This window comes from Enterococcus sp. 2STP, assembly GCF_032465635.1.
Lineage (GTDB): Bacteria > Bacillota > Bacilli > Lactobacillales > Enterococcaceae > Enterococcus_B > Enterococcus_B lactis.
In genome coordinates this window covers 212,813-227,808 of sequence record NZ_JAWDJH010000019.1, presented here as the reverse complement: position 1 = coordinate 227,808, position 14,996 = coordinate 212,813, and the positions used below count along the sequence as shown (strand labels likewise).

The 14,996-nt window shown below is 38.4% G+C and carries 15 protein-coding genes and 1 pseudogene; 9 read left to right on the top strand and 7 right to left on the bottom strand.

Going from position 1 to position 14,996, the window contains the following annotated elements; genetic code table 11:
- Positions 1-127 precede the first annotated feature (127 nt).
- Entirely contained in the window at positions 128-1,552 is a 1,425-nt protein-coding gene (locus RWU19_RS08765) for a basic amino acid/polyamine antiporter (protein ID WP_002306103.1), read from the top strand.
- Between the two features lie 176 nt (positions 1,553-1,728).
- Here the strand turns inward: RWU19_RS08765 and RWU19_RS08760 are convergent, their stop codons facing one another.
- The 3 genes from RWU19_RS08760 to RWU19_RS08750 all read right to left on the bottom strand — a co-directional run bounded on the left by RWU19_RS08760 (position 1,729) and on the right by RWU19_RS08750 (position 3,885).
- Entirely contained in the window at positions 1,729-2,502 is a 774-nt protein-coding gene (locus RWU19_RS08760) for an ABC transporter permease subunit (protein ID WP_002308353.1), read from the bottom strand.
- Positions 2,499-3,404, bottom strand: a complete 906-nt coding sequence (locus tag RWU19_RS08755; RefSeq protein ID WP_123838117.1) for an ABC transporter ATP-binding protein — start codon at positions 3,402-3,404, stop codon at positions 2,499-2,501. The genes RWU19_RS08760 and RWU19_RS08755 overlap by 4 nt, the downstream gene beginning before the upstream one ends.
- Positions 3,405-3,564: 160 nt before the next feature.
- A complete protein-coding gene (locus RWU19_RS08750; protein ID WP_123838116.1) occupies positions 3,565-3,885 on the bottom strand; it encodes a DMT family transporter in 321 nt (106 codons plus the stop codon).
- Positions 3,886-4,323: 438 nt separating this feature from the next.
- On the opposite strand from RWU19_RS08750, the gene RWU19_RS08745 reads away from it, so the two are divergent.
- Together RWU19_RS08745 and RWU19_RS08740 are read left to right on the top strand one after the other, a co-directional pair.
- Entirely contained in the window at positions 4,324-5,010 is a 687-nt protein-coding gene (locus RWU19_RS08745; RefSeq protein WP_002308360.1) for a DUF969 domain-containing protein, read from the top strand.
- A 1-nt stretch (position 5,011) separates the two neighbouring features.
- On the top strand, positions 5,012-5,956 hold the full coding sequence (locus tag RWU19_RS08740; protein WP_123838261.1) for a DUF979 domain-containing protein: 945 nt from the start codon (positions 5,012-5,014) through the stop codon (positions 5,954-5,956).
- A 178-nt stretch (positions 5,957-6,134) separates the two neighbouring features.
- On the opposite strand, the pseudogene RWU19_RS08735 reads toward RWU19_RS08740, so the two are convergent.
- The 3 genes and pseudogenes from RWU19_RS08735 to RWU19_RS08725 form a co-directional block, all read right to left on the bottom strand.
- Positions 6,135-6,821 (bottom strand): annotated as a pseudogene (locus RWU19_RS08735) (putative bacteriocin export ABC transporter).
- A gap of 7 nt (positions 6,822-6,828) precedes the next feature.
- A complete protein-coding gene (locus RWU19_RS08730; protein WP_123838260.1) occupies positions 6,829-8,874 on the bottom strand; it encodes a bacteriocin-associated protein in 2,046 nt (681 codons plus the stop codon).
- A gap of 88 nt (positions 8,875-8,962) precedes the next feature.
- A complete protein-coding gene (locus tag RWU19_RS08725; RefSeq protein WP_260241437.1) occupies positions 8,963-9,421 on the bottom strand; it encodes a lactococcin 972 family bacteriocin in 459 nt (152 codons plus the stop codon).
- Between the two features lie 234 nt (positions 9,422-9,655).
- Between RWU19_RS08725 and pcp the strand changes: the two genes are divergently transcribed.
- Both pcp and RWU19_RS08715 read left to right on the top strand, forming a co-directional pair.
- The gene (pcp, locus tag RWU19_RS08720) at positions 9,656-10,300 is read left to right on the top strand and encodes a pyroglutamyl-peptidase I (RefSeq protein ID WP_123838259.1); all 645 of its coding nucleotides are present in this window, start codon (positions 9,656-9,658) and stop codon (positions 10,298-10,300) included.
- A gap of 78 nt (positions 10,301-10,378) precedes the next feature.
- The gene (locus RWU19_RS08715; protein WP_123838258.1) at positions 10,379-11,656 is read left to right on the top strand and encodes a hypothetical protein; all 1,278 of its coding nucleotides are present in this window, start codon (positions 10,379-10,381) and stop codon (positions 11,654-11,656) included.
- Positions 11,657-11,697: 41 nt separating this feature from the next.
- Here RWU19_RS08715 and pnuC read toward each other — a convergent pair whose 3' ends face one another.
- A complete protein-coding gene (gene pnuC, locus RWU19_RS08710; protein ID WP_002287078.1) occupies positions 11,698-12,447 on the bottom strand; it encodes a nicotinamide riboside transporter PnuC in 750 nt (249 codons plus the stop codon).
- A 331-nt stretch (positions 12,448-12,778) separates the two neighbouring features.
- On the opposite strand from pnuC, the gene RWU19_RS08705 reads away from it, so the two are divergent.
- The 4 genes from RWU19_RS08705 (at position 12,779) to RWU19_RS08690 (ending at position 14,640) form a co-directional block, all read left to right on the top strand.
- Entirely contained in the window at positions 12,779-13,159 is a 381-nt protein-coding gene (locus RWU19_RS08705; RefSeq protein ID WP_123838257.1) for a VOC family protein, read from the top strand.
- A 94-nt stretch (positions 13,160-13,253) separates the two neighbouring features.
- Entirely contained in the window at positions 13,254-13,763 is a 510-nt protein-coding gene (locus RWU19_RS08700; protein WP_024634973.1) for a hypothetical protein, read from the top strand.
- Positions 13,764-13,839: 76 nt separating this feature from the next.
- Complete coding sequence (locus RWU19_RS08695) at positions 13,840-14,019, top strand: hypothetical protein (RefSeq protein WP_002308376.1); 180 nt, start codon at positions 13,840-13,842, stop codon at positions 14,017-14,019.
- Between the two features lie 54 nt (positions 14,020-14,073).
- Entirely contained in the window at positions 14,074-14,640 is a 567-nt protein-coding gene (locus tag RWU19_RS08690; protein WP_002346106.1) for a GNAT family N-acetyltransferase, read from the top strand.
- Positions 14,641-14,996: the final 356 nt, after the last annotated feature.

The following is a 14,996-nucleotide window of genomic DNA, read 5'->3' as shown; positions in this document are numbered from 1 at the left end:
TTGCTTGTATAATGAGAAAAAAGTCGGTAGAATTATATTTCTATTAAAGTTTTTATTAATTAAGTAAAAATAAAAAAGGTTTGTTATACTTTTTGATAAAAGCGGTTTTACTTTGGAGGATGCTTACATGGATACAGAGCAACAGAAAAAAGGAATTGGTTTGATTCCACTTGCTGCCTTAGTGATTGGTTCAGCGATTGGAGGTGGCGTATTTGGTATTATGACGGACATCTCCGGATCGGCTGGCGGCCCAGCTATTTTCAGCTGGGTACTCGTAGGAACAGCAATGTTGATGCTCTCCTTATCGATCAATAATATCAATAAAAAACGTCCAGATTTAAAAGGCGGGATCTTTAGTTACGCAGAAGAAGGTTTTGGCCGTTTCGCTGGTTTTATCAGCGGTTGGGGTTACTGGCTCACATGCTGGTTAGGAAACGTGGCGTTCGCAACATTGTTAATGAGTGCATTAGGTTATTTCTTCCCCGTATTCGAAGGTGGTCAAAATGTGGCATCGATCGTGATGAGTACGATCTTCTTATGGGGATATGCATGGCTAGTGAATCGGGGAGTTGAAAATGCTAGCTTTGTCAATGCTATCGTCACGTTTTGTAAATTAGTGCCATTATTTTTATTTATTGTAGTAGCTATCAGCACCTTTTCGATCCAACAATTCATTAATAACTTTTCTAGCGATATCATATTGAATGCGAATGGGCAGCCGATCCCGTTTTCTAGTCAAGTATTGAGTTGCATCATGGTGATGCTCTGGGTATTCGTTGGTATTGAAGGAGCTTCTGTCGTAGGCTCACGAGCAAAAAAACAATCGGATGTTGGGAAAGCAACGATTCTAGGGATATTCGGTTTGATCATTATTTACGTCTTGGTTTCCATGCTTCCATATGGCACAATGACGATGAATCAGCTGCAAACGATCAAAGCGCAACCTGCTATGGGATATGTATTTGAAATGATGGTTGGTAAATGGGGGGCGGTCGTGATCAACGGCGGTTTGATCATTTCTTTAGTTGGGGTTTGGCTCTCATGGACGATCTTGCCGATTGAAACAATGGGGAATATGGCTGAGGATGGACTTTTGCCTAAAGCATGGGGAAAACTCAACAAAAATGGGGCACCAACTTATGCTATCGTATTGACGACGTTATGTACGAATGTCTTTTTACTTTCATTATTATTCACTGACAGTGCGTATAACTTTGCTTATACACTTGGTACAGCAGCGATTTTCTTCACGTGGCTTTTCTTAGGGCTGTACCAAATGAAGCTTTCTTATCAGCGAAAAGAATGGGTCCAATTTTTAGTAGGATTTTTAGCAAGTGCTTTTCAAGTATGGGCCATGCTCGTCGTAGCCTTTAATGAAGTGATGCTTGTTCTTGTTCTTTTCTTACCAGGCATTTATTTTTACCTCAAAGCACGTAAAGAGCAAAACGAACCTGTACAACATATCCACTTAGATAAGATTTTACTTATCGGTGTGACGATGGTCGGAGTAATCGCAATGGTTTTATTTGCCACTGGGATGCTTCACGTATAGAAGTATAAAGAGAGGCTGTGAAGCCTGTCGTTTATTCAAAAAAGAAGCGGTGACAACATTCGTGTCACTGCTTCTTTTTCCGAATAAAGGGTGTTCAAGAAGTAGCTTCTTCTAAAAATAAGCCGAAATTTCTTGAAACTGACCACTTCTGTCACAACCTCTTTTTTAATGAACCATCATACATTTTTTCGCTTGAATACGAGGTATCCCAATGCTAAGAACAAAGCAATGTAAGCTAAATTGCCAAACAGCATTTGATTAGTAGAAAGATGAGTCAATTGCTTCATGATCTCTTCGTTGCCAATTTGGTTTTGCAGATTCAGCATACTGATTGGATTCCATTTGATCCACTCCCATTTTTGAATGAGTGCGATGAGGATACCAGATATGATTGATGAAGCAAAATAAAAGACGATCCCTGCTGAGATGGAGGCACCGGAACTATTGATAAAACAAGCAATCATCAACACTAAACTTAAAATCAGCCATAAACCGATATAACTACCCAAAGTATAAGTGAACAAGCTTTGGATTAGTGTCTGACCAGTAGAAATCTTCTCCGTAAAGGAAATCGAAGGGAAAAGGATCAGTTTCATCAACACGGTGACAATAATAGCTAAAAGGTATAAATAAATAGAATAAATAACTAATGTGATCCATTTGCTTACTAATATTTCTCCTCGAGAATACTTTCGATAAAGGAGATTTTTCAATGTACCATATTGTGATTCCATTGAAATGATCGTACTTGCAGCAGCAATCATGATAAAGACGATCCAAGATGTGGCACTGAAAAGCTGAGCAGTCATTTCAACTGGATCAATGATCGTCGTGTATTTTTTGGCTAGAAGTGCTGTTCCTATGAGCAAAGCGACTAATAGAACAGATAAAACAGCAGTTGACTTTTTCTTGATCAATTTAAATAATTCTTGTTTTACAAGCAATGTCATTTTTCTTCTTCCCCCTTTACTGAATCCAGAATTTCCAATAGGGAAGATTCCAAATCATTCGTCAGATGCTGGACATCTGTCACATGGATATTTTCTGCAGACAATAACTGGATCACAGTTCCTAATAATTCTTCGTTTTCTTTTAGAAGCTTGATTTTATCAGGATCTTCCAAGGGATATCCAGCGTATGTCAAGATCGTTCGAGCAGCTTGATCATTTGTCGTAGAGATAACGATGAAATCTTGCGCTGTTTGGTTCAATTCAGCCATTGTACATTGTTTGATGATCTTTCCTTGATTGATCAGGATCAGCTCATCGACCATTTTTTCAAGCTCGCTGAGTAAGTGACTGGAGATCAAGAAAGAGGTGCCCTGAGTAGCCAAGTCGGTAATGATTTTTCGCACATCTCTTGTTGCTTGTGGATCCAAACCGTTCATCGGCTCATCTAAAATAACGATAGACGGATGGTTCAGTAAGGCAAGAGCAATTCCCAATTTTTGTTTCATTCCCAACGAGTAGGATTTCGCTTTTTTGTGAATGTACTTTTCCATCTTGAGCTGATTCACGATAGTGTCGATAGCAGATACATCATTTGTTTCAGAGAATAACTTCAGATGATCATAACCTGTTAAGAATGGATAGATACCCGGATATTCGATCAATGCTCCTACTTGTTCTAATCCTTTATGACTAGAGGGAGAAATCTCATTTTCACCAATACGGATCGTTCCTTCCGAGTAATGGATCAGTCCTAAAATAGCTTTCATGATTGTTGTTTTTCCAGCGCCATTAGGACCTACTAATCCAACGATTTTGCCAGGAGATAAGCTAAAACTGACATCGCTGAGGGCTTGTTTGTGACCAAAGTTCTTGGATAATTCTTGGACCGAAAGACTTTTCAAAAATATTCACTCCTTTTCTATAGATAGTACAAGCATACACCTGATGAGTAGAGAAGTCGCTAGGTCATTAGTCTTATTTTCTTGTTTTTTCATAGAAAGAGGAATATCAAATAAAAAGCCCCGCTTTTTCTGATCATTCCTTGTCTGCTTGTCTAAGTATCTAGTGACCGCTAGTGATCTTGATGCCAATGATGCTGATGAGCAGCAACCCGACAAAGAACCAAGTGGAAAGATTCAGCTTATCATGAAACAAGACCACACCAATAATGACCGAACCAACTGCGCCAATCCCTGTCCAAATAGGATAAGAGAGACTCATCGGCAAACTTTTGATTGCCTTTGACAAAAAGTAAAAACTAGCAATCATGCCAATCACTGTGTAGAAAGAATAATTGACTTTGGAAAAACCATCACTCCATTTCATCATCGTTGACCAGAATACTTCCAAAAGCCCTGCTATGATTAATTCCATCCATGCCATACTTACATTCCTCCTTCACTATAAAAAAATACACAAAAAGAGGAAAATCATCCCTTCAAAGACCTAATGGAATGATCATCCTCTTTATCCTACCCGGTGGCAGTTCGTATATCTTTTTCTGTAGTATAGCACACCTATCCAGATATCGGCAATCTGATTCTTCTTAGTAAGGTGTATCAAGCATTGACGGATACAGCATAGAACTAATCTGTTATTTATAAATCATTTTAAAAAAACGGTAGCTGTTCCTTATTTTTATTTATTATCAAGCATTAGATTGAAAAAAGCTTTATCTTACAATAAGTAAGGTAAATTATATAATAAAAAAATAACGAAAAATATTTAAAAATAGTGTCTATTTCGTGAGAAAACAGCTATATTTTTTATGTGTTTTGCATTATAATTAAAAAAATATTGTCATTTTATGGAGGGAAATACATGGAAAATTATCTTAGCCTTTTAGGCGTATTGATCGTTATTCTCGGATTCGCATTTAAATTAGACTCGATATTGATCGTAATGGTTGCTTTAGTTGTGACAGCTTTGACTGGCGGTCTTGGCATTCAAGGAATGTTAGAACTTTTAGGCACAAGTTTTGTGAACAATCGTGGGATGGCGATTTTCATCATCATTATGTTGGCGACAGGAACACTTGAAAGAAATGGTCTGAAAGAATCAGCGGCTTCCTTGATCAAGCGATTCAAGAAAGTATCTGCTGGCATGATCGTAGATATTTATGGGATCTTTCGAATGATCTTTGCAGCTTTTAACGTGAGTTTTGGTGGAGTTGCTGGATTTGTTCGTCCGATCATTCTACCTATGGCATTGGGGACCATCGAATCAAAAGGGTTAGAAGTCCATCCGAAGCATGAAGAAGAACTAAAAGGGATGGCTTCAGCTATGGAAAATGTCTGCTGGTTCTTTGGACAAGTACTGTTCATCGGAGGAGCAGGGGCATTGCTAGTCCAATCCACATTGAAAGATCTAGGATATGACGTAACATTGGGACAGCTTGCTTTAGTGGAAGTTCCAGTGGCCATCACAGCTTTAGTCGTGGCAAGTGTCTACTTCTATCTTAAAGAAAAGAAGCTAGCGAAGAAATATTATTCAGGAAAGGGGCAATAAGATGGACTTTTTTACAAATCCTGATATTTTGTTAGGCGATAAACTATTGGAGATTCTTTATATCGTGATGGGACTTGTGTTGATTTACACTGGAGTAAGAAACTTAACAGATCAAACCAATCCTCATCGTTACGGCTCAGCCTTTTTCTGGACGGTTTTAGGGGTAGTTATTGCAGGAGGAAGATGGCTTCCGGCAATCGTGAACGGCGGCTTGATCTTTGCGATGACCATACCGGCGATTGCTAAGAGAGTCAGCAAAGGAGAAAGTCGGCTTCCATCAAAAGCATATATGGAAAAAATGTCAGACAAACTAGGAATGAAAATATTTATTCCAGCTTTGAGTATCGGTGTCTTTGCGATTTTGTTTGCTTTATTCACCAATTTAGGTGCTTTAGTCGGTGTGGGTGTCGGTGTTTTTGCGGCTATGCTGATCTTGATGTTCTTTTCTCGAGATAATCGCCCAAGCACATTTTTAGATGACGCAGCAGATATGCTGGGCACAGTAGGGCCGTTAAGTATGTTGCCCATGCTTTTAGCTTCTCTTGGTGCGGTATTTACAAGTGCCGGAGTTGGGACAGTGATTTCCAATGTCGTAGGTACGATCGTTCCAGAAGGAAATGTGAACATCGGTATCATCATTTACGCTCTTGGCATGGTGATATTTACGGTAATCATGGGGAATGCATTTGCGGCTATCACCGTGATGACGGTTGGTATCGGTGCACCATTCGTATTTAGCCATGGAGCGAATCCAGCATTAATAGGAATGGTCGCGTTGACTTGCGGTTTTTGTGGAACCTTGCTGACACCGATGGCTGCTAACTTCAATATCGTGCCAGTGGCGATGCTGGAGATGAAAGATAAATACGGCGTGATCAAAAATCAACTTTTCATTGCATTGTTCATGCTTGTTTTCCAAATTGCTTACATGATTTTATTTAAATAAAAAAAGAGGTTGGGACAGAAGTGTTCAGCTTCAAGAAATAAGAAGAAATTGACGAAAATGGCTTCTCAAATTTTTGTGGAATTTCGGCTTATTTTTCGAAGAAGCTACTTCTGGAACACCATTTATTCGGAAAAGGAGGTGTGACACTAGTCACACCCCCTTTTTGTTTCTCTAATACTCAGGTCAGAGCGCTGATTTCACAATCTTTTTTTTTAGTTTCCTGCCAAGAATCAATTGAAAAAGAGCGTGGACTTTTTTCGATGATATAAGGATCATGGGTCACAACGATGACTGTTTTCCCCGCGCGATGCTGTTGGAATAGCAGATCCAAGATATGGTTACGGTTCTCGTTATCTAAAGAGCCAGTGGGTTCATCTGCTAGGATCAATTCTTTGTCTTCTAGTAGGAGTTTGGCAAAAGCTAGGCGTTGCTTTTCTCCGCCAGAAAGACGATAAACTTTTGTTTTCAATGGATAGTCTAAGGAAACCTTGGCAAGAGCTTCTTGCTGCAGCTTGATTTTTTCTCTTCGTCTGGTCTTTCGATAGATGAAGGGGATGTTTAAATTGTCCATGATCGTTTCATCTTCAATCAATCCATGATTTTGGAAAAGATAGGAGATTTTATTTCTCCGTAGTAAAAGAGCTGCTTTGCTGTTGATTTTCGGCGCATTTTTTCCAAAGAGCGAGACCGTTCCTTCATCGAATGAATCAATGAGTCCCAAAAGATTCAATAGGGTGGATTTTCCTGCACCGCTTTTTCCGTGGATCGTCCAAAATTCTCCTTGATCGATCGACAAGGAGACAGCATCCAGAACAAGTTTTTGTTTGTAGGTTTTCGTTACATGATCTTATTGGATGAGAGGCATCAGGCTATCATTCTCCTTTTAATATAGTTGCTTTTTCTTTTCTTTCCAAACGGTGCAAGGTGAAGAAAATCATTCCCATCTCTAAGATAGAAAAAAGAATCAGACTTTGGATCCAAGCAAAAGGCGCATCCATGAAAGTCGTATATAAAACCAATGCACCATATTGTATGAAAAACGGCAAGAAAATCATACGATAAGTTTTGATCATGGAAATACCATTCAATCGCCAAATCGTATATTTCTGCTTTTTGATCTTCAAAGAAATCAGCACGAGATAAGCAATCATCGTGATCAAAAGATAAAGAGCGAAGAGAATTTCCAGACTATGTCGTTTGATTTCACCAAGTTCTCTTTGTAAATCTACTTTTTTGATTTCTGAAAGCGGAGTGAGGACTGGGTAGTTGTCCAATAAATAATTTTCTTCCAGTACCTTTTTGATTGGTTCGAATGTTTTCTCGACCGATTGAGTGATAGGAACTTTGATTGGGTCGAAATATCCACCACCATTAATGATTTGCCGGAGGTTTCCCGCACTGTTGTTTCTTGTTTGGACTTCGATGACATTCGGATAGTGAATGATCTCTTCATCTGGATGGAATGTATGGATTTCTTGTTTGGACCGGATGAGATAAAAATCAGCTTGTGATTCATCCAGAAAGTAGCCATGCAAGTAATGTTCTTTGATTTCTTGGAACTGGTTCTCCAATCTTTCCGGTATTAGAAAGACACGTTGTGTTTCCTCGGGAGAGATCGCTATTTTTTGTCCAGTTACGCTGATGATCGGGTATTTTTGCAAATAATTGACATTTACACAAATTTTGCGGTTGATTTCTTCTTCTTCCATAAAGTAACTGATGGTACCAATCAGTAGCATCCCGTTTTCTTCTAGATATTGATACAAGCGGTCTTGTTGGGCACTTAATACATTGTTTTCGATACTAATGACTTCATGGTTGTTTTTCCCTGAATAGATATTATAAAATACTGCATACTCAGAAAATTCATCCGGATACGTAGAAGGAAGAAGCGACAGATTGACCAGTTCTACAAGTGGAAGGAGACTCGCCAAGCACCAGACAAAGGCGATTGTCTTGAAGAAATAAAGTGAGAAAATAAAAGTTCTGGCATACGGTTTCCTATTTAGATTCTCCACAAAAGAAGTGGTGCATAAGAAATAAACGACACATAGCAAACTAATGATAGATACGGTAAAAAAAGCGAATTGGTGGAACATGTTCAAAAGGAAGATCGATGAATCAAAAATTAGCTGGACCAAACAACACGATCCGAACAGGAAAAGTAGATGTTTTATCAGTACTTTATACAAGATCGCTGCACAGGAGAGTCCGTTCAATCGTAGGATCGATAACTTTCTTGCATTGTCGAATAGCCATAGAGCGGTGAATAATAGAAAGAAGACCAGACTGATAACAATCAGGTTTCTCACAGGGCGATGATCAAGCGACATGATAGTTTCTGGATGGTCGGTATATTGAAAATCCTGCACCGTGAATGAAGGTTGGTAGAGTTCATTATACTTAGTCGTCAAGCTTTCGATGAACGCTGATACCTGCTCTGTATTTTGGCTCTCTACAAATTTCGTCGCTTCTTTAAAGGAAGGCAGCTCTGCCAATGGATGATTGTTGAACGTAGCGTAATTGATCGTATAGTGTTGGGTTGAGAGGTGCTTTGCCGAAGGCTGATTCAGCAGTGTTCTCAAATCAGGCTCATTGGAAAAATAGTCGATCACGACTAAATCAACACTTGGGTCAGGCTTTCCGTTCGTGATTTTGGGTGTGAAATTTGTTTCACGAAAAAGTACGTTCAACTGTTCTTCTTCTGCCGTTTCGAGCAAAATGGACAGGTTTCTCGAAAAATTTTGTCGATCGTCTTGGATCGTTCGAGGTAGATCGAACGATTGGTATTGTTCAGGAAGTGAATAGCTGTCGGCGATGATCCTTTCTTGTGTCGTTTCTCGGATATAAAAGAAAATCATGAATGAAAGGATAGAAAAAAAGACAAATAAATTCAACCGAATAAGTTTATTGTTCATGAAATGTGATCCTTTACTGTTAAAATAGGTAGCAACTTTTTAATGACGTCTGATGAAAACATCGGTGTGGTTACTTAGAAGTGGCTAATCACCAGCCGTAATACGCTAAGCCAGTGTATTTGCTGTTACCTGTTGCAGTAGCATAGGCATAGCGATTTGCCGGAGCGAAAACAGTACTTGACTTAGCTCCTACCACTGCTCGTGCATAGTGATAGTAATCATAATGATTAAAATTTGACCAAGCTTGTTTGGTTCCCCATGCTACTCTCGGCCAACTATGCGTCCCGTATGTCCAATGTCCGCGGTGGATATGGACAGATCCTCTACTTTCTAAAGGGGCATCCGTTATGAGAGAGGGATCTGTCGTGCCAATCACTTTCCCGCTATCATCCAAAATGACCCCGCCTGATCGAGGCATTTGCTCGGTTATCCGTATTTCGTTTTTTGAGTCTGTGACTGTGTCAGCATGTACTTCTGCTTGCACCATGCTAGTGACGGTACTTCCTAAAAGAAGTCCTATTTTGCAAACTAGTGTTATTTTTTTCATTTCTTACTTCCTTTCTTTAATAAATGGTATAGGTGATATTTCCATCAGACAATCTTTATTTTATAGCAAAATAATCCGCTTTCAAAGTAGTGGAACACCATTTTTTTATAAGAATATATTAAGTTTACACTGTTATGTTATTTAAACTCTTCTTTCCTTTATTTACGCTGTTCAAGGAAAATGGTAAGATAAAAGATAATCATATGTTAAATCAATCGGACGGAGGAACAACAGATGAAAGTACTAGTAACAGGTTTTGATCCATTTGGTGGGGACAAAGTGAATCCAGCCTATGAAGCAGTAAAGAAAATGCCAGATGAAATCAGCGGTGCTGAAATAATCAAAGTGGAAGTACCGACCGTATTCGAAAAAAGCAGTCAAGTAGTCAAAGAAGCCATCCAACAGCACCAACCAGATGTCGTGATCTGTGTCGGACAAGCAGGCGGACGGTCAGCAGTCTCGTTCGAACGTGTCGCAATCAATCTAGCAGAAGCAAGAATTCCTGATAATGAAGGAAATCAGCCATTTGATACGGCTTTAGAAGAAAACGGTCCAGCCGCTTACTTTACTTCATTGCCAATCAAAGCAATGACAAAAAATGTACAAAATCATGGTCTACCAGCGTACATCTCTTATACAGCAGGAACATTTGTCTGCAACGATATCATGTATCGTTTGCTTCATTTGATCGAAACGCAATTCCCTGCAATTCGCGGTGGGTTCATCCACGTACCATTCTCACCAGATCAAGTGATCGATCGTCCAGTGGGTACACCTTCTATGTCTCTGGAAGACATTGCTTCTTCTTTGACTTATGCAGTTGAAGCAGCAGTAGAAAATAAAGAAGATATTTCCGGGAATGCCGGAACAACTCACTAATTTAGCAAGAAACACTGGCTGGTTGCTAACGTTATGTTAGTAGCCAGCTTTTTGTAATTAGAAAGGAAAGAAATAGCCGTGGAAGAATGGCAATCCGTCTTTGAAGAATGGTTTCCAAAAGAAATCAACAAAAGCTATCCTATTAAGATCTCTAAACAATACACAAGCAGTCAACGTTGGGAGATCTATGCAAAATTAACAAAAAAACAGCGGGAACTAGTCGATAAGCACCGCCGATATCTAATCAGCTCTCGTTTTATGGAAGAACATTATTTGGCAGCAACAGATTGGGTGTTTTCTGACTTCAAGATCAATCCGTTTTTTCGAACAAAACGAAGCCAGCAAAAATTGTATTGCGAATGTGGGAGAGAATTAAAAGTGCAATATATCGTCAAATCGCCAAAAACCGGAAAGACCCTAAAGCTAGGTATCAACCACTTTGCCGATCACCTGCATGTTTCTCCGACAGTAGCAGCTTCGATCCATCAGGGAATGACAAAAGTCGATCTGGCTTTAGATGAATTATTATGGCTTAAGCAAAAGAATATCGATTTTCCTGAAGAACTATGGCAAAAATACTGTTTTGTCCTATACCAAAATCGACGGATGAAACAGCCATATTTACCGGATATAAAATTAGCACAGCGCCTCGCAGAATTTCGCCAAGCGGCAATGCCGATTTACATAGCGGATTATCAAGCATTGGAAAATGAAATCAAGAAAATCAGTGAACACATCAATGGGCAGCCAAAAAAGCGACAGATAAAGAAAGAACTGTTTGACGCCTTTGCAGAAGAATTAGTAAAGGATGTAGAAGAATTCTTGAACAACTATCGCACATTTTTACGTAAAGATTGGCAATCCATCGTTTACGAAGAAGTGCCAGCACATCCTAGTGCTTATTTTGAAACGTTTATTTCCGCATTGAGAAAGACAAAACGTCAGCGAACACCAGAAGTCATTGCTCAGATGGAATATTTTGCGAAAAAACAACGGTTCATCCAACCAAAAATCTATCTATTTATTTGGAAGCAATATTGTCGCTATGGTTTTACGGAAGGGTTCTTCGATAGCATTCCTCGGATAGTCAGAAATGGTTTTTTAAAAGTATTGCGTAAAGAACGAGAAGCCGTACAATCTGCTGATAAGAAAGAGCACACAGTCTCAAAAGAAAAATGGCAGCTAGTAGTGAAGGATATCCATTCTGGGCATGTACAAGAGACGATCGACAAATGGAAAGGAAAACATTATCGTTTTACTGAAGCGCAAAAACAAGCGTTAGAATATTATCAGAAATTAGAAGAATCACTGCGTTTCAATGATGAGGCAAGAAAGTATCTGAAGGAATTACTATAAAAAATAGGCTTTCTCTCTAAAAATAGAGAGAAAGCCTATTTTTATGCGTGTTGTTGTGCGTTGTAGTATTCTTCTTCCATTTTTTGCATACGTTCACGTTCTTTTTGGTTATACCAAGGAGAAACGGTAAATGCAAGGACATCATTCAGCAAGTAAACAGAGCTGTTCACGAACATTGCCAAACTTGCAGATCCATGCGTAAATGAAATATACCAAAGGACCATTTGTGCAAGCCCTGAAGCTAACCACCAGTAATATTGGTTATTGTAACGCAAGAAACTGATGATGCCAGCAGTCAAGCTAATGGAAAAAGCAATGGCATCTACCCATGGGCGAGGATCATCTGTATAACGACCAATCAGGAATCCTGAAACAAGATAGACAAGGAAAGTACTGATGATTGCGATAAACCAGCTTTTTCCAGTGAATTTTCGGATTTTTGAAGCCATATTATGATTCCATTCTTTGCTTAACAATACGGGGATATCCAATGTGATCATATAAGCAATCTGTTCACCGATACTTAAATAGTTTTTTGCTGAAAATCCAACGATAATAAAACAAATCGCAGACAAAATACCTAAAATACCGTTGACTGATTTTGCCGCATTGATGGATAAAATACACAATACACCAAGCGTGGTACCGATAAATGTGATAACGGACAGCCAAGTGATGGGACTATTGACAAGAGTCATGACCTGACAGCCAAGACTGAAAAAGAAAAGATAATAATTTTGTTGCGGCCAGCCTTTTAGCTGATGAGCTAAAAACTGAAAATATGACTTCATGTATGAGGACTCCTTAAGACACTAAATGTAGTGTGTTCTGTATTTACTAACACAATCTATTGTATGCTTTTCTTGAAAAAAAACTAGTCTTTCAATTATAAATAATTTGTGTTATGATAATTTTCTGTTTGTTTTCTTGAAAATATAATTTCTTACTTTCATTTATTATATTGGGAACAGGAAGAGTGTCTTGGAGGACCTACTTTCTGTTTTTTTTTTGCCTTTTTTCTTATAAAAAGAAAAAACAGCTATTTTTTTCAAGCTGACACATTTACAATAGAGCTGGAGAATAAGATAGATACGAATTTAAACGAAGAATAGGAGTGCTTATATGAACCTTTCAACGATCCATCATGTAGCCATCATTGTTTCAGATTATCAGAAATCACGTGATTTTTATGTTAATAAATTAGGATTTGAAGTAATCAGAGAAAACTACCGCAAAGAACGAGATGACTATAAATTAGATCTGAAACTAGGAAGTGCCGAATTGGAGATTTTTGGAATTGCCAATGCACCACAACGACCAAACTATCCAGAAGCTTGTGGCTTGCGTCATCTTGCTTTTAAAGTAGACGATATCGAAGAAACGATTGCAGAATTGCATTCCCTAGGGATCGAATCTGAACCGGTAAGAGAAGATACGTTTACAGGTAAAAAAATGACGTTTTTCTTTGATCCAGACGGATTGCCGTTAGAACTACACGAATAAAGATAACAAAATTGTCACTTTTTTTTCGTTTCATTCGATTTTTCGTTCGTTCATTTCTTGATATTCTTTAAAAAAAGAAACAGGAGAATGAAGAATGAAAAAAATGATGTTTGGTGCTGCTGCCCTCATCGTAATATTGTTTACCGGTATGACAGGATTGCTCAGCGCCGCTTTTCACTTGGATGATATTAGTGATCAAGAATATCGGATCTCATTGAACGAAGCAGCAGCAATCGCTAAAAAAGAAACAAAAAAACATAATATATCTTCTATCCATTTTGCAGTGGAAAAAGAATTGGATAATCCTACGAATGCAACATATGAATACCAGTTTTTTTGTGAAGGACAAGTCATAGCAGTCAATCCGTCCACTGGGAAAGCAACTGTAAGGAATCATACAGAAAAAACAGCAGAACCTCTATTTGACATAGAAAAAACGGAAGAGTTCAAGCAACCGCAAGCAGCGATGAAGGAAGCAGTCAGCTACTACGGGAAAAAAGCAAAAGTGAAAGAGTGGGCAATTGTAGTTAAAGATGAACGTCCGTATTATCAAGTCCAATTAATTGATGGAAAACAGACTCAACAGGTATGGATATCTGCATAGAAAAAGGCTATCGCTTCTCTTTTTTTCAATATAAGAGTAAGCTAAGAGGGTAAAGATGAAAGGAAGTTGAGATAACATGGAAAAAATGAAATGCCCTAATTGCGGAAAAAAATTTGCATACGAAGAAGTCAATAATGTAGTCGAACATAATGATAAAGAAATGCCAATCGTCTGCCCTTATTGCCGAACTGAAGCGGCAAGAATCGTTACTCATGGTTATTTCATTACTGAAAAGATAGAAGATTTTTTAAAATAACGATTTTGCGATTTCTTTTTCTGCATGTTAGAATGGAGAAAAGGAGAGGAAACTATGATTCGTTTTGCGAGAAAAGAAGATGCTCCAGAAATCGCCCCATTGATTTTAGTGATTCTAAAAGACATGGAATTGCCATTTTTGAAGCAGACAGGGGAACAAAAAACTTTAGAGATTTTAGAAGAAGCAATCACTGATCCAAATTATCGCTACAGTTATTCACGAGGTATCGTAGAAGAAATAGACGGTAAAGTTGCAGGAGTTGCTTACGGTTATACAGATGAAGAAGAAGCAATCATCGATCAGCCACTAGTACCTATCTTAGAAAAATATCAGTTAGATGCGTCTACACGTTTGTTCATTGATAAAGAAACGTTTCCCAATGAATGGTATTTGGACTCTATCAGTGTATCAGAAGATTTTAGAGGGCAAGGCATCGGTTCACGATTATTAGAAGCATTACCTAAATTGGCGAAGAAAGCGAATCGCTCCGTCATCGGACTAAGTGTGGATGAAAAAAATCCAAAGGCTAAAAAATTATACGAACGCCATGGCTTCAAAGTGGTCGGTCAGCGGATGATCAGTGGTCATCTTTATGATCATATGCAAAAGAAATTAAATTGATTTAAATGGTCAAATAGTAAAAAATAATAATAGTGTAAAGAAGAATAATTGTTACTAAAAATTGAATAGGTTTTAATAAGGTTGTGACAGAAGTGGTCAGCTTCAAGAAATAAGAAGGAATTTACGAAAATTGCTTCTCAAATTTTTGTAACATTTCGGCTTATTTCCGAAGAAGCTACTTCTGGAACACCGTGAATCAGAGGTTGTGAAAAAGTCGCTTAGTTTCGAGTATTAAGAAAAATTTTGTGAAAATGGCTTTCTACATTTTTGCATAAATTTGGCTTAATACCGAGAAACTGGCTTTTGAACACCGTTTATCAAGAGGTTGTGAAATCAGCGTTTTGACCTGAGTAGTA